Annotated in this window: 13 protein-coding genes and 2 pseudogenes; 9 read left to right on the forward strand and 6 right to left on the reverse strand. The window is 73.3% G+C overall.

Translation table 11 applies throughout. The features are described 5' to 3' along the window. Positions 1 to 110 precede the first annotated feature (110 nt). Positions 111 to 371, reverse strand: a pseudogene (locus ACZ7N4_RS06970) (helix-turn-helix domain-containing protein); the annotation flags it as partial. Between ACZ7N4_RS06970 and ACZ7N4_RS06975 the strand changes: the two are divergent. Continuing rightward, positions 350 to 836 (forward strand): annotated as a pseudogene (locus ACZ7N4_RS06975) (heme-binding protein); the annotation flags it as partial. The pseudogenes ACZ7N4_RS06970 and ACZ7N4_RS06975 overlap by 22 nt on opposite strands. 116 nt (positions 837 to 952) lie before the next feature. Here ACZ7N4_RS06975 and katG read toward each other — a convergent pair. The 3 genes from katG to ACZ7N4_RS06990 form a co-directional block, all read right to left on the reverse strand. Then, entirely contained in the window at positions 953 to 3,178 is a 2,226-nt protein-coding gene (katG, locus tag ACZ7N4_RS06980; protein WP_471354626.1) for a catalase/peroxidase HPI, read from the reverse strand. 33 nt (positions 3,179 to 3,211) lie between these two features. Beyond that, on the reverse strand, positions 3,212 to 3,649 hold the full coding sequence (locus ACZ7N4_RS06985; protein ID WP_471354628.1) for a Fur family transcriptional regulator: 438 nt from the start codon (positions 3,647 to 3,649) through the stop codon (positions 3,212 to 3,214). A 343-nt stretch (positions 3,650 to 3,992) separates the two neighbouring features. Further along, complete coding sequence (locus tag ACZ7N4_RS06990; protein WP_471354630.1) at positions 3,993 to 5,138, reverse strand: abortive phage infection protein; 1,146 nt, start codon at positions 5,136 to 5,138, stop codon at positions 3,993 to 3,995. A gap of 210 nt (positions 5,139 to 5,348) precedes the next feature. Here ACZ7N4_RS06990 and ACZ7N4_RS06995 point away from each other — a divergent pair, with 210 nt between their 5' ends. Beyond that, complete coding sequence (locus tag ACZ7N4_RS06995) at positions 5,349 to 6,368, forward strand: hypothetical protein (RefSeq protein ID WP_471354632.1); 1,020 nt, start codon at positions 5,349 to 5,351, stop codon at positions 6,366 to 6,368. Between the two features lie 98 nt (positions 6,369 to 6,466). Here ACZ7N4_RS06995 and ACZ7N4_RS07000 read toward each other — a convergent pair whose 3' ends face one another. Next, positions 6,467 to 7,291: a MerR family transcriptional regulator gene (locus ACZ7N4_RS07000; protein ID WP_471354634.1), complete on the reverse strand. Its 825-nt coding sequence runs from the start codon at positions 7,289 to 7,291 to the stop codon at positions 6,467 to 6,469. A gap of 218 nt (positions 7,292 to 7,509) precedes the next feature. Here ACZ7N4_RS07000 and ku point away from each other — a divergent pair, with 218 nt between their 5' ends. The 7 genes from ku (at position 7,510) to ACZ7N4_RS07035 (ending at position 14,912) form a co-directional block, all read left to right on the forward strand. After that, positions 7,510 to 8,628, forward strand: a complete 1,119-nt coding sequence (gene ku / locus ACZ7N4_RS07005; RefSeq protein WP_471354635.1) for a non-homologous end joining protein Ku — start codon at positions 7,510 to 7,512, stop codon at positions 8,626 to 8,628. A gap of 350 nt (positions 8,629 to 8,978) precedes the next feature. Continuing rightward, a complete protein-coding gene (locus ACZ7N4_RS07010; RefSeq protein WP_471354638.1) occupies positions 8,979 to 10,151 on the forward strand; it encodes an acyltransferase family protein in 1,173 nt (390 codons plus the stop codon). A 338-nt stretch (positions 10,152 to 10,489) separates the two neighbouring features. After that, complete coding sequence (locus ACZ7N4_RS07015; RefSeq protein ID WP_471354640.1) at positions 10,490 to 11,383, forward strand: STAS domain-containing protein; 894 nt, start codon at positions 10,490 to 10,492, stop codon at positions 11,381 to 11,383. After that, a complete protein-coding gene (locus ACZ7N4_RS07020) occupies positions 11,380 to 11,757 on the forward strand; it encodes an STAS domain-containing protein (protein ID WP_471354642.1) in 378 nt (125 codons plus the stop codon). Before ACZ7N4_RS07015 ends, ACZ7N4_RS07020 begins: the two co-directional genes overlap by 4 nt. Continuing rightward, positions 11,757 to 12,203, forward strand: a complete 447-nt coding sequence (locus ACZ7N4_RS07025; RefSeq protein WP_471354645.1) for an anti-sigma regulatory factor — start codon at positions 11,757 to 11,759, stop codon at positions 12,201 to 12,203. Before ACZ7N4_RS07020 ends, ACZ7N4_RS07025 begins: the two co-directional genes overlap by 1 nt. Before the next feature lie 5 nt (positions 12,204 to 12,208). Beyond that, positions 12,209 to 13,261, forward strand: coding sequence for a SpoIIE family protein phosphatase (locus tag ACZ7N4_RS07030; protein WP_471355123.1), 1,053 nt, complete (start codon positions 12,209 to 12,211; stop codon positions 13,259 to 13,261). Further along, the gene (locus ACZ7N4_RS07035; protein WP_471354647.1) at positions 13,245 to 14,912 is read left to right on the forward strand and encodes a PP2C family protein-serine/threonine phosphatase; all 1,668 of its coding nucleotides are present in this window, start codon (positions 13,245 to 13,247) and stop codon (positions 14,910 to 14,912) included. The genes ACZ7N4_RS07030 and ACZ7N4_RS07035 overlap by 17 nt, the downstream gene beginning before the upstream one ends. 72 nt (positions 14,913 to 14,984) lie before the next feature. Here the strand turns inward: ACZ7N4_RS07035 and ACZ7N4_RS07040 are convergent, their stop codons facing one another. Next, positions 14,985 to 17,267, reverse strand: coding sequence for a catalase (locus ACZ7N4_RS07040; protein WP_471354649.1), 2,283 nt, complete (start codon positions 17,265 to 17,267; stop codon positions 14,985 to 14,987). Positions 17,268 to 17,626 lie beyond the last annotated feature (359 nt).

Here is a 17,626-nt window from a genome sequence, read left to right on the forward strand (position 1 = left end):
GCCGGCCTGCCTGTCCGTCGTCGCGGACGGGCGTGCCCTCCGACGGGTCCTCCCCTACGCCGGCGTCCGCGCCCTGATCCTCGACGACCGGGGCTTTCGTTCGCTCCACGCCCTCGGGTGGACGAGTCCTTCAGCCGAGGGGCGGGAGCCTTGTTCACGGTCCCGTGGGAGGCGCCGACCAGCTGGGCCAGCTCCTCCCGGGTGAGGTCGTGGACGACGTGGATGCCCTCCTCGGACTGCACGCCGAAACGGCGGGACAGGTCCAGCAGGGCGCGCGCCACACGGCCGGGGACGTCGGAGAAGACCAAGTCGGACATGGCGTCGGCTGTCGGAGAACGGCGCGGCCGGCGTGCCCTCGGGGCAGCAGCCGCTGTTCCTTGGCCGCCTTCGTGGCGGCGCCGCCCCGGCCGTTCTCGGTGCCGGTGTCGCCGGCACGGTCGCCGCCGACGCCGCGGACTCCACGGGCGCCACGGCCGCCGCTCCTCCCGCCGGGGTCGGCGGCGGCGAGCCGACCCGGAGCACGCGGCCCACCCTGGACGCCGCCACGAAGGCGCGCGCACCGCGGTGGAGGCGGGCGAGAAGGACGGCCGGCACGTGTCGGTGGCCGTCCTCGACCGCAACGGCAACACCTTGGTCACCCTGCGCGGCGACGGCGCGGGCCTCCAGTCGTACGCGCCCGCGGAGCGCCACGCCTGCACACGCTGTTCCTCACGGGCGGTACACCCACACCGGTGACCGCCAAGGGCGCCCCGGTCGCGGGCACCGGCGTCGCCGGCGCGCCGTCCGGCGACCTGGACGAGCGGTACGCGCAGGCGAGCGCGGCGGTGCCGGCCCACCGACGAGGGACCGGCACCCGGTACCCGGAGCAGCCGGGACGTCCGGGTACGCCCGGCCGGGCGTACCCGGACGTCCTGTTCGACTTCTACGAGTCGGACGAGGCCGTACCGGCCGGTCAGGCAAGGTCGAAGCGGTCCGCGTCCATGACCTTGTTCCACGCGGCGACGAAGTTTTTGACGAACTTCTCCTTCGCGTCGTCGCAGGCGTAGACCTCGGCGAGCGCACGCAGCTCGGAGTTGGAGCCGAAGACCAGGTCGGCACGGCTGCCGGCCCACTTCAGCTCGCCGGTCGCGGCGTCGCGGCCCTCGAACGTGGTCTGGTCCTCGGAGACCGCCTTCCACGTCGTCCCCATGTCGAGCAGGTTGACGAAGTAGTCGTTGGTGAGGACGCCGGGCGTCGTGGTGAGGACGCCGAGCTGCGACTGCTGGTGGTTGGCGCCGAGGACGCGCAGACCGCCGACGAGCACCGTCATCTCCGGGGCGCTCAGGTCCAGCAGGTTCGCCTTGTCGAGCAGCAGGAACTCGGCCGGCAGGCGGTTGCCCTTGCCGAGGTAGTTGCGGAAGCCGTCCGCGGTCGGCTCCAGCGCCTCGAAGGACTCCGCGTCGGTGTGCTCCTCGGTGGCGTCCACGCGGCCCGGGGTGAAGGGCACCTGGATCTCGAAGCCGGCTTCCTTGGCGGCCTTCTCCACGGCGGCGGCACCGCCGAGGACGATCAGGTCGGCCAGGGACACCTTCTTCGCGCCGGAAGAGGCGTTGAACTCCTGCTGGACGTTCTCCAGGGTGCGCAGCACCTGGGCCAGCTGGTCGGGGTCGTTGACCTCCCAGCCGCGCTGCGGGGCGAGACGGATGCGGGCGCCGTTGGCACCGCCGCGCTTGTCGCTGGCGCGGAACGTGGACGCGGACGCCCACGCGGTGGTGACCAGCTGGGAGACGGACAGGCCCGATTCGAGCAGCTTGGTCTTCAGGGTGGCGATGTCGGCGTCGTCGATCAGCTCGCCCTCGCGCTCCGGCAGCGGGTCCTGCCACAGCAGCGTCTCCTCCGGCACCTCCGGGCCGAGGTACAGCGACTTCGGGCCCATGTCACGGTGGGTGAGCTTGTACCAGGCGCGGGCGAAGGCGTCCGCGAACTCCTCCGGGTTCTCGTAGAACCGGCGGGAGATCGGCTCGTAGATCGGGTCGAAGCGCAGCGACAGGTCGGTGGTCAGCATGCGCGGGCGGTGCTTCTTCGACGGGTCGTGCGCGTCCGGGATGATCTCTGGGGCGTTCTTCGCGACCCACTGGTGGGCGCCGGCCGGGCTCTGCTCCAGCTCGTACTCGTACTCGAAGAGGTTCTTGAAGAACCCGTTGCTCCACCGGGTCGGCGTGGCGGTCCAGGTGACCTCCAGGCCGGACGTGATGGCGTCCCCGCCCTTGCCGGTGCCGTAGGTGCTCCGCCAGCCCAGGCCCTGCTCCTCCAGGGGGGCGGCCTCGGGGTCGGCGCCGACGTGGTCGGCCGGGCCCGCGCCGTGGGTCTTGCCGAAGGTGTGGCCGCCGGCGATCAGGGCGACGGTCTCCTCGTCGTTCATCGCCATGCGGCGGAACGTCTCGCGGATGTCGCGGGCGGCGGCGATCGGGTCCGGGTTGCCGTTGGGGCCCTCCGGGTTGACGTAGATCAGACCCATCTGGACCGCGCCGAGCGGGTTCTCCAGCTCGCGGTCGCCGGTGTAGCGCCGGTCGTCCAGCCAGGTGGTCTCGGGACCCCAGTAGACGTCCTCCTCGGCCTCCCAGACGTCCGCGCGGCCGCCGCCGAAGCCGAAGGTCTCGAAGCCCATCGTCTCCAGGGCGACGTTGCCGGTGAGGACCAGCAGGTCGGCCCAGGAGATGCTCTGGCCGTACTTCTTCTTGACCGGCCACAGCAGACGGCGGGCCTTGTCGAGGTTGCCGTTGTCCGGCCAGCTGTTGAGCGGGGCGAAGCGCTGCTGGCCGGCGCCGGCGCCGCCGCGGCCGTCGCTGATGCGGTAGGTGCCCGCGCTGTGCCAGGCCATACGGACCATCAGGGGGCCGTAGTTGCCGAAGTCGGCGGGCCACCAGTCCTGCGACGTGGTCAGCACCTCGGCGATGTCCCGCTTCACGGCCGCGAGGTCGAGGGCCTTGAAGGCCTCCGCGTAGTCGAAGTCCTCGTCGAGGGGGTTGGCCACCGCCGGGTTCTTGGCGAGGATCTTCAGGTTGAGCCGCTCCGGCCACCACTGGCGGTTGCCGCCACCCTGCGTCGGGTGCAGGGCCCGGTCGTGCGCGACGGGGCAGCCGCCGCTCCCCTCCTCCGACTTCGCGTCTGTGACGATCGCGTCGTGGTTCTCAGTCATGGCAATCCTTCCGAACTGTGCGGAACTCGGTGCTCAGGAACTGCGGCCGGTGGAACAGTCGGGGCACAGGCCCCAGTACACGACCTCGGCTTCGTCGATGGCGAAGCCGTGGTCGTCGGCGGCGGTCAGGCAGGGCGCGTCGCCGACGGCACAGTCGACGTCGGCGACGGCACCGCAGGACCGGCACACGATGTGGTGGTGGTTGTCCCCCACGCGCCCCTCGTAGCGGGCCGGGTGGCCGGCCGGCTCGATACGGCGTACGAGACCCGCCGCGGCCAGCGCGTGCAGGGCCTCGTAGACGGCTTGCAAGGAGATGTGGCCTACGCGATCGCGGACTCCGGAGGCGATCGCCTCGACGCCGAGGTGGTCGCCTTCCCGGACGGTCTCCAGCAGCGCGACGCGGGCGGCCGTCACACGCAGGCCGGCACCGCGCAGCTCCTCGGCGGTGTTCGGGGTCGGAGAGGCGGTCATGCGGCCGAACCTACCGTCATAAACACGAGAGGTTCAAGAAAACGAACGGTGCAATTTTGGCCGCGTCGCGTCGCCCGGCGTCCACCTCCGGGTCCGCCACGGCACCCGCCCGAGCATGTGTCATTTCCTTTGCTTTCGCACATCTCCGGCGATTCCGACCACGTCGGAGGGCGAGCCCTGTCCATGGCCGCATCATGTTGCCCGGGACCGGCGCCCGGCGCGCGGCGAGCCGAACGGTCCTCCGAACAGACGATCCGGTGCACTGGCACACGGCCGGTCGGTCGACCGGACGGCCGGCGTACGCGGCGGCCACCCGTACTCGCCCTACTCGCCCCCTCCGCCGCTACGACCGCCCACCCTCCCCGCGAGCGGCCCGGTACCGGTGGGCCAGGGCGTGGAACGCCTGCTTCGGTTCCCAGTGCCAGTCGGAACCCGGGTCGTCCGGGCGGTCCTTGACGGTCCTGGTGATGGCGTAACTCGCCATGTCCAGGTCGTGACGGGGGTCGTCGGGGCGGTGCGGGGCGTCGGGGGTCACGAACTCGAAGGCCATCGCCGCGTACAGGTCCATCGAGGAGAACACGTCGAGCAGGCCCGTGAGGTACGCCGCCTGGGTGCGCTCGCTGCGGACCAGGTCACCCTTGATCTCCTCGGGGTCCTTGCCGTGGTCCACGACGTCCCAGCCCATGCCACCGGCCTCGGGTGCCCCGACGTTGGCGCAGGTGCCGAACTCGGTGATGGCCAACGGTTTGCCCCAGCGCAGGTAACGGCTCAACTCCCGTACATGGTCGGCCTTGCGGGAGAAGTACGAGTAGTAGTCGATGCCCACGATGTCGAACAGCCGCCAGTCGACCTGGTCGTCCTGGGCGGCGGCGTAACTGAGCCGGCCGTGGAAGACGGACCTGCCGACCGCGGCGGCCTTCGCCGTGAAGCGGTCCAGCCGGCGTTGCGTCGCGACGGGGTCCACCCGGCCGTCGAGCAGGTTGCGGATGCGTTCGAGGGCGGTGGCACCGGGCACGATGCCCGGCACGAACAGCCGGAACTCACATCCGACGCCGAGGTCCACGGCCGCCCCCTGCCGACGCAGGCGCTCCGCGAAACGGCCGGTCTCCGCGAGGTGTTCCAGGATGTCCCGCTCCGGGACGTCCCCGAGGGTCGGCTGGAGCCAGACGCGCAGCCCCCGCTCGGCCGCCTCGGCGGCGGTGGCCGTGAGCCGTTCCACCCCGTCTCCCGTCACGTCGACGGCGTCGGCGCACAGGTCGTCGCGGACGGCCCGGATGTCCTCCCGCATCCGGGCCGCGCTGAAGGCCGTACCCGGCGTCTCCCCCTGACCCACGGTGTACACGACCCCGTGGTGGCGCAGTCCGCGCCGCGCGGCCCGGACCGGTCCCGACGGCAGCACGGCCCCGGCGAGCCCCGCGGACGCCACACCGGCCAGGAACCGGGCGCGCCCGATCCCCTTGATTCCCTTGTCTCTCCTGGTCTTCTGCATACGGCCACCCTGCCGGGCCCGGCCTCCCCGGCGCCGTCCGCCGACGGTCTCGCGAGCGGGGCCGAAAGGCGGTCATCCGGTGCCGAAAGTCGCGGCGTACGCCGGGGGGAGGAGTCTGCGGTCCGCGCGAACAGGGAGAAAGTCGGCTGGATCAGGTCGGGGATGAGAAACTCGGACTCTGTCGTCAAGGGGCCGTCGAGAGGGACGCCGGTGGATCTGGACAGCGTCGCCGACGAGCTGTACGGACTGCGGCCGGAGGAGTTCGTGGCCGCCCGTGACCGACGTGCCCTGGACGCCCGCGAGGCCGGTGACGCGGCCCTCGCCAAGGAGATCGGCGCGTTGCGGCGGCCGAGCCTGGCCGCCTGGGTCAGCAACCTGCTGGTCCGCCGGCAGCGGGCGGAGGTCGAGCCGCTCCTGGACCTGGGCGAGGAGCTGCGCCGGGCGCACCGCGAGCTGGACGGTGCCCAGCTGCGCAGGCTGGCCCGCCGGCAGAGCGAGGTGATCGGCGGCCTCGGGCGGCAGGCACGGCAGCTGGCCGCGGAGGCTGGGCGTCCGGTGGGCGAAGGGGTCCAGCGGGAGGTCGAGGAGACGCTGCACGCCGTACTCGCCGACCCGGAGGCCGGCCGTACGTGGGCGAAGGGGCGGTTGGTCAAGCCGCTCAGCGCCGCGTCCGGGTTCCCCCAGGCCGACGAGAGCGTTCTCGCGCGTCGCCCCGCTCCCCCGGCGCTGGCCGGAACCGCACGGCGTGGCGAGGGCGGGAAGAGCGGCGCGCGTGACGGGAAGAGCAGCACGCGTGACGGGAAGAGCGGTGCGCGAGAGGCGAAGCGACCGCGGGGCAGGGCCGAGGACGGCGGGGGCGGCCGGAACGGCCGGGGCAGCCAGGGCGACGAGGACGAACTCACGCGGCGCCGCCGCCTCAACGAGGCCCGCACGGCCGCCCGCGACGCCGAGCGGGAGCTTCACGCCCGCGAGTCGGAGGCGGAGGCCGCCGAGCGGGCGGTGGAGGAGGTCCGCGCCCGGGTGGCCGGCGCGGAGCAGCGGATCCGGGAGCTGCGGGACCGGCTGCGGGGTGCCGAGGAGGAACAGCGGCGGGCCCGCGAGGAGGAACGGGATGCGCGGGAACGGGCGCGTGAGGCCGCCCGCGCCGTCGGAGGGGCCCGCCGCCGCGCCGCAGCGGCCACCGCCGAGGCGGAACGCCTGGGCGCCCGCGCGGGGACCCGCTCCCGGTGACGTGCGCGTGTCCCCGGACATGCACGTCGGCGATCCCCGCAGCGGACACCCAGCCGGTGACGTACGCGCGCACTGCCGCCGTGCCCCGCGCGGTCCGGTCAGGCCCGGGTCACCGGTGCCTGGAGTTCCGTCACCCAGTCGTCGCGGTTCGCGGGGCACTCCAGGTTGATCTCGCGGGGGTAGCCGGTCGACCGGTAGCCGTTGGCGTCGATCCAGTGGGCCAGGGCCTGGGCGGTGGGCACCACGGTGTCCATCGAGCCGCGGTGGACGATGGTCGCCGCCTGGTCGAGGGCCGGCAGGTCGTGGACGCGGAAGGCACCGTCGTCCTGGAGCGGGGCGGAGACCTGGACGGCGGCGTGGACGCTGATCCTGCCGCCGCCCTCCGGGGCGTCCTCGTCATAGGCGACGCCGGGACCGGTGGGCGTGATGCCCGCCGCGTCCAGGTGGCGGAAGAGCCGGTCGTAGAGCGGCGTGATGACCGGGCCGATGTCCTGGGGGTCGAAACCGGCGGCGGTCGCGGTCCGTTCGGCCACCCGGAGGGTGCCGACACTCTTGACGACGACGTCGTTCGTGGGCATGTGCCCCTCGCTCTCGATCGCTCGGAGCCTCGCCTCGACCTGGACCAGCCGTGCTTCCGCGGCGGCCACGGCCGTCTCCAGTTCGGCGCGCCGCAGCCGCAGCATGCCGCGCAGTTCCTCGGCGCCGACCTTCTCGTCCACGATGTCTCCCACCTGCTGGAGGGTGAACCCGAGGTCCTTCAGCGCGATGATCCGGTTGAGGCGCGCGAGCTGGGCGGCGGTGTAGTGGCGGTAGCCGTTGACGGGGTCGACGTGGGCCGGGCGCAGCAGGCCGGTGGCGTCGTAGTGACGCAGCATCCGGACCGATACGCGGCCGTGCCGGGCGAAGTCTCCGATGGTGAACATGATGTCTCCGAGTGGAACGCCTGACATGGTGTGAGGGTCAAGAAACCACTGCCGGCAGCTGCGGACGACCCTGGCCCCTGCCGGCCCCGCCGGCCGCGGCGAGGGACGTCCTGCGCGAGCGGGGTCCCACCCGGGTGGGACATCGGCCGTGGGAGGGGGACACGGGAGGGAGGACCCCCCGGACCCCGTCGGCGAGAGTCCCGGACAGGAGGGCGGCCATGGCGAGACCGATCTGGACCGGTGTGCTGACCTTCGGGCTGGTCACCCTGCCCGTGGGGCTGTACACCGCCACCCAGGACCACACCGTGCACTTCCACCAGCTCCAGCGCGGCACCTCCGAGCGGATCCGCAACAAGCGGGTCAACGAGCGCACCGGCAAGAAGGTCGGCACCGACCGGATCGTCAAGGGCTACGAGGTGGACGAGGGCGAGTACGTCGTCGTGGAGCCGGAGGAGCTGGAGGAGATCGCGCCGGGGCGGTCGAAGGTGATCGACCTGGCCGGGTTCGTGGACCTCCGCCAGGTCGAGCCGGTCTACTTCGACCGCACGTACTACGTCGGCCCGCGCGGCAAGGAGTACGGGAAGGTCTACGAGCTGATGCGGGCGGCGCTGGACCGTTCGGACAAGGCCGGCATCGGCACGCTCACCATGCGAGGCAAGGAGTACCTGACCGCGCTGCGCGCCCAGCCGGGCGTCCTGGTGCTGCACACCCTGCACTGGGCCGACGAGGTTCGCGATCCCGCCGACGTGGTGCCCGGACTGCCGGAGGGGCGCACCAGGAGCGACAGCAAGGAGCTGCGGACGGCCGAGCAGCTGATCGACGCCCTCACCATCGACTGGGACCCCGGCGACTACCGCGACACCTACGAGGAACGCGTCAAGGAACTCGTCGCGGCGAAGGCCGGGGGCGAGGAGGTCGTCGGCGAACCGGAGCCGCCGGAGGCGACCAACGTCGTCGACCTGATGGAGACGCTCAGCCGCAGCATCGAGCAGAGCCGCTCCAGGAGCCGCGAGGGCGACGGCACGAAGCGAGCCTCGAAGGCGAGCGGCCAGGCCATCGACCGGACACGGGCCGACGCCCGGAAACAGCCCACCACGGGGAAGCAGACCGACGGCCGGAAACAGGCCGGCGCTCGGAAGCAGACCGACGGCCGGAAACAGACCCCCGGCCGCGAGCGCGCCGCCCGCCCCCGGCGCAGGCAGCGGGCCGAGGACCTGGCCGCCCTGTCGAAGGCGGAGCTGTACGAGCGCGCGAGCGCCGCCGGCGTGCCGGGCCGCTCGAAGATGACCCGGGAGCAGTTGGCCGAGGCGCTGGGCCGGCAGGGCGCCGCGGCCTGACGGCTGCCCGGGCCGGCGGCGCTCCCGTGGTCCCCCGGTCCGCCACCGTGGGGTCCCGCTCCGCTTCCTGGATTCCTGGATCCCTATCGGGGGATGCTCTTGGCGCAGCCCCCCGGCCGGCCCGCCCGGGGGCGTGGGGAGTCGTCCCCGTCGCATGCCCGTCGCATGCCCGTCACCGCGGTGCGGCTCGCTCACTCGTGCGGGTGCACCCCGTCCCGCCGTCCGTGGCATCCACGGCGGTCCGTCGTTCGGCAGCAGTGTGATGTTTGCCATGCGACGTGATGGACGGGGGGTGAACGGGCAACGTTCCCCTTCATGCCCCACGCGAACCCCCTGCGTCAGGTGATGCGATGACCACGGCGACGACCCGGGCGCTCCGGATGCCGCCCGCGCGGACCGGCGCGGCGACCGCCGGGTCCCCCGCACCGGCCGCACCGCCCTCCCTCCCCTCTCTCACCGGGCTGCGCTGGATGGCGGCGCTGCTGGTGTTCGGACTGCACGTGCACAACTTCGGCTGGTTCGGCGGCACGGGTGGCCGCCTCGTGTCCTGGGCCTTCGGCGCCGGAGCCACCGGAGTGTCGTTCTTCTTCGTCCTGTCCGGATTCGTCCTGACCTGGTCGGCGCGGCCCCGGGACCGCGCGACGGCCTTCTGGCGGCGGCGCGTCGCCCGGATCTACCCGGTCCACCTGGTCACCCTCGCCGTCGCCCTCGTGATGGCCTTCACGCTGCCGCACCAGCCACGGCCGACGGTGAAGCAGGCGCTGGCGAACGCGCTGCTGCTGCACTCCTGGTGGCAGCCGTGGTGGCAGACGCTGAACCCGGTGAGCTGGTCCCTGGCCTGCGAGGCCTTCTTCTACGCCGCCTTCCCGCTGCTCTTCCTGCTGCTGCGCCGGCTCGGGGTGCGCGGCTCGACCGCGCTGGGTGGGCTCTCGGTGGTCGCGGTCCTGGTGCTGGCCCGGGGGGACGCCCACCACTGGTGGACCCACTCCGTCTACTCGTTCCCGGCCGCCCGGCTGCCCGAGTTCGTGCTCGGCGCGGTCACCGCGCGGCTGGTGCTGCTCGGCCGCTGGCGCGGGCCCGGTCTGGAGGCCTCGCTCGCCCTGGCCGTCATCGGCTACTTCCTGGTCCCGCAGGTCACGCCCGGCTACTCCGCGACCGTGTGCACCCTCGCCGGTTTCGCCCTGCTCATTCCCGCCGCCGCGGTCGCCGACCTGCACGGCCTGCCCTCCCTGTGGCGGCGCCGGCGGATGGTGCGGCTCGGGGAGCTGTCGTTCGCCTTCTACATGATCCACCTGCTGGTGCTGCGCGCCTCGACCGAGCTGATCGGCAGGAAACCGCACTTCGGCGCCCTGGCGGGGGTGGCCGTCACCACGGCCGCGTTCGCCGTCTCCCTCGGCCTGTCCTGGGCGCTGTACGAAGGGGTGGAGCGCCCGGCGCGGCGCCTGCTGCTCCGCCGCCGGCCCTCGCGGCACCCGGACCCGGTGCCGGCCCGCCGGGAGGCCCCGGCCGCGGTCCGCGACTGATCCCGAGACCGCGCCGGGCGTACGCCGCAAAGAGGTGCTCCGGCCCGGGGGCGGGCCGCGACACCCGGCGTGCCGCGGTCGGTCGCACGCGCGGGTGACGTCCGCAACAGCGAGGAGAGTCCCGCGGCTTTCGGGGTAGGCGGCTCCCCGACACCGACCCGGCGGCGCACCTCGCCCGCCGGTCGGTGCACACTGCTCCGACCTGGGGGGATTTGCGTGAAAGCGGTGCCGGGAGCGGCGTTTGGAGGGCTGGGACGTGCCAGCTACGGTGGACGGTCGGCAATGATCGGCTACGGGCGGCCGGCCGACCGGCGGACCCGGCTGTGCGAGAGGAGACGATGAGAGTGTCCGGACAGGACGCGGCCGGATCGGCACCGCAGATCGTCAGTTCCTTCCTGGAGCAACGCAAGGAGCAGGTGGCCCAGCGCTGGGCCGACGCCCCCTTGTTCCGGTCCGTCTTCACCGTCTCCCGCGACGAGGCGGTCGAGGCGTGCAAGGCGGTGGTCGAAGCGCTGTCCGAGGTGGCGGTCAGCGGACGGCTGGAGGACGTCCGGGCGCCCGGCTTCGGCACCGTGCGCGAGCAGCTGGGGCGGATGTCCGCGACCCGCGCCCGTACCGGATCCACCCCCGCGCAGATCGCCCAGGAGGTGGCCGGGCTGCGTGCCCCCGCGGTCGAGCTGCTGCGCGAGGAGTTCGCCGATCCCGCCGCCCCGCAGGCCCACGCGTCCGTGCTGGCGCTGACCCTGTTGCTGGGCACGCTGCGCCTGGTGGTGATGGAGACGGCGCTGGACGCGAACGCCGAGCTGATCGAGCGGCAGCGCCAGCAGCTCCTCGAAGTGGCCACCCCGGTGATCAAGTTGTGGGAGGGCACGGTCGCCGTCCCGCTGATCGGGACCCTGGACAGCGCGCGCAGCCAGGTGGTGATGGAGTCGCTGCTGGAGGCCATCGTCGAACAGCGGGCCCGGTACGCGATCCTCGACATCACCGGGGTGCCGACGGTGGACTCGCTCGTCGCCCAGCACCTGATGAAGACGGTGGCCGCGGCGCGCCTCATGGGTGCCGAGTGCATCGTCTCCGGGATCCGCCCGGCCATCGCGCAGACCATCGTGCAGCTCGGCATCGACCTGGGCTCGGTGCTCACCCGTGCCTCGCTGTCCGACGCGCTGGCGTACGCGCTGGGCAAACAGGGCATCGAGGTGTCCCGGGCGGACGCGGGTGCGAGCGCCCTGTGAACCAGCCCACTCCCGGTCAGCCGCCGGTCCCCGTGCTCGCCCTCGGCGACGTCCTGCTGGTGTCCCTGCAGGGCGAGTTGCACGACGGCATGGCCGAGCAGCTGCAGCACGACATCACCAGCCGGGTCGCCACCAGCCGGGTGACCGGTGTGGTGATCGACATCTCCGGGGTGGAGATCGTCGACTCGTTCCTCGGCCGGGTTCTCGCGGAGATCGCCTCCACGGCCCGGCTGCTGGCGGCCCGCACGGTCCTGGCCGGGATGCGGCCGGCCGTGGCGATCACCCTGGTCGAGCTGGGGCTCACGCTGCCCGGTCTGGTCACGACCCTGGACGTGGACCGTGCCATGGAACTGCTTTCCCGGGGAGGGAGCTGATGCAGCGGTCCGGCCAAGCGTCCGCGACGAGCCTGCCCATCGGCTCGGACGCGGATCTGGCCTGGGTCCGGCAAGAGGTGCGGCAGTGCGCGGCGCAGCTCGGTTTCGGTCTGGTGCAGCAGACCAAACTGGTCACGGCGGCGAGCGAGCTGGCCCGCAACACGCTGGTGCACGGCGGCGGCGGACGGGCGGAGATCACACCGCTGGACGACGGACGTAGCCGGGGGCTGCGGATGCGCTTCATCGACGGCGGTCCGGGCATCCGTGACCTGGAACTGGCCATGACCGACGGGTACACCAGCGGCGGCGGCCTCGGACTCGGGCTGAGCGGAGCGAAGCGGCTGGTGCACGAGTTCAGCGTCGACACCGAACCCGGCCGGGGGACGACCGTCACGGCCGTCGCCTGGGTGGCCCAGGTGCCCACCTCGCGCCCGGGGGTGGGATGAGCCGGGTGTGGGAGGTTCCGGTGCACGACTCCACGCGGGTCCGGGACGTCCGGATGGCGGCGCGCGAGGCGTGCGCGGAGGCGGGGCTGGCCCCCGCGCGCACGGCGGCCGCCGAGCTGGTCGCCACGGAGCTGGCCACCAACCTGCTCCGGCACGCGGGCGGGGGCCACATGGTGGTGAACCTCGTGGATCCGCCGGTGGACGGGGCGGGCTCCTCGATACAGCTGTTCTCGCTCGACCACGGGCCGGGCATCGCCGACGTCGACGCCGCTCTGCGGGACGGCTGGTCCACCGCCGAGGGCTCGCTCGGCGCGGGCCTGGGCAGCTGCCGGCGCAGTACCAACGCCTTCCACCTGTACAGCCTGCCGGGCCGCGGGACGGTGGCGTCGGCCCGGATCGACCCGGTGCCCGGCAGGCCCGGCACCGCCGCGGCACCGGTGCCCGCGGGCGGGATCACCGTCGCCCTCGGGCAGGCCGAGCAGTGTGGTGACGCGTGGGGCTGGGCGCGCTCGGGAACGCTGCTGACGCTGCTGCTCGCGGACGGCCTGGGGCACGGTCCGAAGGCCGCGCACGCCTCCTCGGCCGCGGTGGCCGAGCTGCACCTCTGCGCGCATCTGCCGCCGCCCGACATCCTGCGCCGGCTGCACACGGTGCTGCGGCCGACCCGGGGCGCGGCGGTCGCGGTGGCCCAGGTGGACACCGAGCGGGCGGAACTCTGCTTCGCCGGAGTCGGCAACGTGGGCGCCCGGGTACGCACGGGGGACTCCTGGACGTCCCCGGTCTCCCACCCGGGGATCGTCGGGGCGTACTTCCCGGCGCACGTGCCGGTGCGGCGGGTGCCGTGGAACGGGGACAGTCTGCTCATCATGCACAGCGACGGACTGCCCAGCCGCTGGCGGCCGCCGGAGGACCCCTGGCTGCTCGGCCAGGACCCGTCGGTGGTGGCCGCGGCGATCCTGCGCGACGCCGGCAGCCCCGCCCGCCCCGCACGCGACGACACCAGTGTGGCCGTACTGGCCCCCGACCGCCGGACCAGCACCCATGACAGCCGCCTCTGAGAAATGGACCATCGCCTCCACCGCCGAGGCGGCCCGTGCCCGTGCCCTGCTGGCACGGCTCCTCGCGGACGCCGGGGTGTCCGCCTTCGAGCGTGCCCGCTTCCTGGCCGGGCTCGGTGCCCGGCTGCGGCATGAGCCCGGCGCGGGCGAGTCGGAGCTGACCGTGACCGCCGGTCCGGGCGGTCGGCTGCGGGTCGTCCTGGGCGGGCCGGCGCCCTGGGAGGGCACGCTCGTCTGCCCCCTGCCCGTGACCGTGCCGCCGCCCGGCTCGGGCGACGCCCCGCTCGCCGAGGGACTGCTGGACGCCGCCGCGGACGCCGACGCCCTGCTGGCGCGTCTGACGGAGACGGAGGAACTTCTCCGTTTCCACCGGGAGGAGCTGCACCAGACGAACCAGGGCGTGCTGGCGCTGCACGCCGAGCTGGAGGCGGCCGCGCTGGCGCAGCGGGAACTCCTCGACGCCGAGCGGGCTGCCCGGGCGGAGGCGGAGAACGCGCGCCGTCTGCTGACCTTCCTCGCCAACGCGAGCGCGGTGCTCAACGCCTCCCTGGAGCACGAGGACATCCTGCGTCGGCTGCCCGGGCTGCTGGTCCCGGAGTACGCGCGGCACGTCGACATCTGGCTCGTGGACGACGAGCGGACCCCGCCGGGCGAACGGGCGGCGGCGACGGTGACGGCGGCGCGCACCGGCCGCCCCCAGCACGCGGGACCCCATCCCGGTGAGCTGCCGGGCGTGGACGACCTGCCGGCCTCCGCGCTCTCCCCGGACCGGCCGCTGCTGTGCCTGCCGCTCGGCGCGCGCACCGTGCAGGGCGTGCTCACCCTGGCGGCGCCCGGCGACCGCTTCGACCCGGACACCACCGTCATGCTGCTGGAGCTGGCCCGGCGGGCGGGCATCGCCCTGGACAACGCCCGCCGGTACGAGCAGCACCGGGACGTCGCCGAGGCCCTGCAGCGCGCCCAGCTGACCGACCTGCCCGCCACCCGGGGCCTGGACCTGGCCGCCCGCTATCTGCCGGCGACGCACGGACTGAACATCGGCGGCGACTGGTACGACGCGTTTCCGCAGCCGGACGGCAGTGTCCTGGCGGTGATAGGGGACGTCACGGGGCACGGGCTGCGCGCGGCCGTCATCATGGGCCAGCTGCGCACCGCGCTGCGCGCCTACGCCGTCGAGGGCAACGGCCCGGCGCGGATCCTCACCCTGCTGCACCGGATGCTCCGCCACCAGCAGCCGGAGCTGTACGCGACCTGTGCGATCGCCCGGTTCACGCCCGGCGAGCCGAAGGTGGTGTGGGCCGCCGCCGGCCATCCGCCGGCCGTCGCGCGCGCGCCCGGGGGCGAGGTGCGGGTGCTGGAGGCCCGGCCGGGGATCATGCTGGGCGTTCCGGTGCCGTTCACCTACGAGGAGCACACCGTGGAACTGCCGGCGGGGTCCACGCTCGCGCTGTACACGGACGGCCTGGTGGAGCGGCGGTCCGCCGGCATCGACGCGGGCATCGACCGGCTGGCCCAGGCCATGGGGGCGCTCGGTGCGGCGGATCTGGTGGATCTGGACGCGGCGGCCGACGCGCTGCTCAAGCCGATGCTGCACGACTCCGAACACGACGACGACATCTGCCTGTTGCTGTGCCGCACCACGCTGGACTGAACGGCCTGGACTGAACGGCCGTGCGCCGGCCCCCGCGGCGGGGGCCGGCGTCGCCGTGTGACGCGGGTGTTGTCAGGCGGCGGACGGGAAGCGTTCCCAGACCCGGTGGGCGCCGAGCAGCCGGGTGAGCTGCTGCAGCACGGCGGTGGCGGAGTCTTCGGCGATCACGCCGGGGGCGTCGAGCGGGATGCCGACCGCCTCCAGCGCGCTCTCCCCGCCCTTGGCGGCGCCGATGGCCTTCCCGTGCCGGTACGCCTCCGCCAGCAGCAGCCCGACCCGCGGGTCGGGGGTGGCCTGGTGGGTGCTCGGCTGGCCTGCCTTGGCGTCCCGGGCGCCGTAGGCGTCGCTTCCCACGCCGGGGGTGCCGGCCACCAGGAGGGCGTCGAACTCCACGGAGCGTGCGGTGGCGTAGGTCCGCTGGACGGTCAGGGCGTCCGCGCCGTCGCCGAGGGTGCCGCCCGCCGGGGCGACGATCAGCGGGACCATGCCGCCGTCCAGCACGGCCTGGCGTACCGACCGTACGCCGTCGAGGTCGCCGTCGGGGCCGGTGACGATGCCGATGATCCGGCCGTCGGTGGGCCAGGTCTGCCCGACCTGGGAGAGGGCGGGGCTGGGCGCGACGTCGGCCAGCGGCACCGTGGGTTCGGGGGCGGGCAGGCCGAGGCCGGCGGCGACGCCCTGGCACAGCTCCGGGTCGATGTTGGCCAGGACCTGCAGCGCCCGCTCGCGGATGGCCTGTTCGTAGCACTTGCCGAGTTCGAAGGTGTAGGCGCCGATGATGTGCTCGCGTTCGGGCGCGCTCATGCTGAGCCAGAACCGGCGCGGCTGGCTGAAGTGGTCGGCGAAGGACTCGGGTGCCTCGCGCACCTTGGTCGCCTCGGGGATCCGTACGGGTGTCTCGACGTAGGCGCCGTCGAGCTGGGCACCGGGGGTGAACGGGCAGCCGCCGTCGAGGGAGTTGGGGCGGTAGGGGGCGGTTCCCCGGTGGACGGCGGTCTGGTGCATGCCGTCGCGCAGCATGTCGTTGACGGGGGTGTGCGGCCGGTTGATGGGCAGCTGCGGGAAGTTGGGGCCGCCGAGCCGGGTGATCTGGGTGTCCAGGTAGGAGAAGAGCCGGCCGGCGAGCAGCGGGTCGTCGGTGATGTCGATGCCGGGGACGAGGTGGCCGACGTGGAAGGCGACCTGTTCGGTCTCGGCGAAGAAGTTCGACGGGTTGCGGTCGAGGGTGAGCAGCCCGATGGGCTGCACGGGGGCCAGCTCCTCGGGGACGATGTTCGTCGGGTCCAGCAGGTCGATCCCCTCGAAGGTCTGGTCGGGGGTGTCGGGGAAGGTCTGGATGCCGAACTCCCACTGGGGGTAGGCGCCCGCCTCGATGGCGTCGGCGAGGTCCCGGCGGTGGAAGTCCGGGTCGACGCCGTTGATGATCTGCGCCTCCTCCCACACCAGCGAGTGCACGCCCAGCTTGGGCTTCCAGTGGAACTTCACCAGGGTCGTCTCGCCGGCGGCGTTGACCAGCCGGAAGGTGTGGACGCCGAAGCCCTCCATCGTGCGGTACGAGCGCGGGATACCCCGGTCGGACATGTTCCACAGGGTGTGGTGGGTGGCCTCGGTGTGCAGGGTGACGAAGTCCCAGAAGGTGTCGTGGGCGCTCTGGGCCTGGGGGATCTCCCGGTCCGGGTGCGGCTTGCCGGCGTGGATGATGTCCGGGAACTTGATCGCGTCCTGGATGAAGAAGACCGGGATGTTGTTGCCGACCAGGTCGAAGACGCCCTCGCTGGTGTAGAACTTCGTCGCGAAGCCCCGGGTGTCACGGACCGTGTCGGAGGAGCCCCGGGAGCCGAGCACGGTGGAGAAGCGGACGAACACCGGTGTCTCGACGTCCTCGGCGAGGAACGCCGCCTTGGTCACGTTGGCGGCGGTGCCGTAGCTGCGGAACACACCGTGCGCGCCGGCGCCGCGGGCGTGGACCACGCGCTCGGGGATGCGCTCGTGGTCGAAGTGCATGACCTTCTCCCGCAGGTGGTGGTCCTGCAGGAGCACCGGTCCGCGGGGACCCGCCTTGAGGGAGTGGTCGGTGTCGTACAGCCGGGTGCCCTGGGCGTCCGTCAGATAGGCGCCGCTCTGCGCCATCCGGGCCTGGTCGGCGCCGGTCGGCTGCCCGGTGGGCGAGACGGTGTCCGGGCCGGTCTGGTCGGGCTTGGGGGGCAGCGGCTCGCGGGGCCGGGTCGGTTCGGCGACCGTCGGCGACTCGGCTCCCGGCTTGCCGGGGATGCCGTCCTCGGGGCCCGTGGGTCCGCCCTGGAGGGCGTCCGCCACCTTGTCCGCCGCTCGCTTCAGGGGGTTCGTCTCGCTCATCAGTACCTGTTCCTTCTCTGGTCACGCCGGGCATGCGGCCGACACCGGGATGTACCCGGTGAAGTTCGAACGAAAGTGGGTGACGTCGGTGCTCGTACCGAGGTCCCCGGGCCGGGGCGTCCGAAACCGGGGATCACAGGTGATTTCCGGTCGGGGTGAAGTCGGGCCGTCTCCTGTCGAGTTGCCGGGGCGGCAGGCCCGCCGGACGCGCTGGTCCGGACCCGGGAACGTCGGCAGGGCCAAGCGCCCCCTGCCGATGACGTGTTCGTCCGCAGGGCCGGCTTCTTGACCCGGGCAGGCAGGCAACCGGCCGCCCGCACACGTCACCCTAGGCGCCGGCGGCGGCCGGCGCAGTCCGG

It is taken from the genome of Streptomyces sp. NPDC107654 (genome assembly GCF_055639035.1).

Excerpts from the sequence above, each read along its gene's own strand:
- katG (WP_471354626.1), bottom strand. The coding sequence starts at position 3,178 with ATGACTGAGAACCACGACGCGATCGTCACAGACGCGAAGTCGGAGGAG.
- ACZ7N4_RS06985 (WP_471354628.1), bottom strand. The coding sequence starts at position 3,649 with ATGACCGCCTCTCCGACCCCGAACACCGCCGAGGAGCTGCGCGGTGCC.
- ACZ7N4_RS06990 (WP_471354630.1), bottom strand. The coding sequence starts at position 5,138 with ATGCAGAAGACCAGGAGAGACAAGGGAATCAAGGGGATCGGGCGCGCC.
- ACZ7N4_RS07000 (WP_471354634.1), bottom strand. The coding sequence starts at position 7,291 with ATGTTCACCATCGGAGACTTCGCCCGGCACGGCCGCGTATCGGTCCGG.
- ku (WP_471354635.1), top strand. The coding sequence starts at position 7,510 with ATGGCGAGACCGATCTGGACCGGTGTGCTGACCTTCGGGCTGGTCACC.
- ACZ7N4_RS07010 (WP_471354638.1), top strand. The coding sequence starts at position 8,979 with ATGACCACGGCGACGACCCGGGCGCTCCGGATGCCGCCCGCGCGGACC.
- ACZ7N4_RS07015 (WP_471354640.1), top strand. The coding sequence starts at position 10,490 with ATGAGAGTGTCCGGACAGGACGCGGCCGGATCGGCACCGCAGATCGTC.
- ACZ7N4_RS07025 (WP_471354645.1), top strand. The coding sequence starts at position 11,757 with ATGCAGCGGTCCGGCCAAGCGTCCGCGACGAGCCTGCCCATCGGCTCG.
- ACZ7N4_RS07035 (WP_471354647.1), top strand. The coding sequence starts at position 13,245 with ATGACAGCCGCCTCTGAGAAATGGACCATCGCCTCCACCGCCGAGGCG.
- ACZ7N4_RS07040 (WP_471354649.1), bottom strand. The coding sequence starts at position 17,267 with ATGAGCGAGACGAACCCCCTGAAGCGAGCGGCGGACAAGGTGGCGGAC.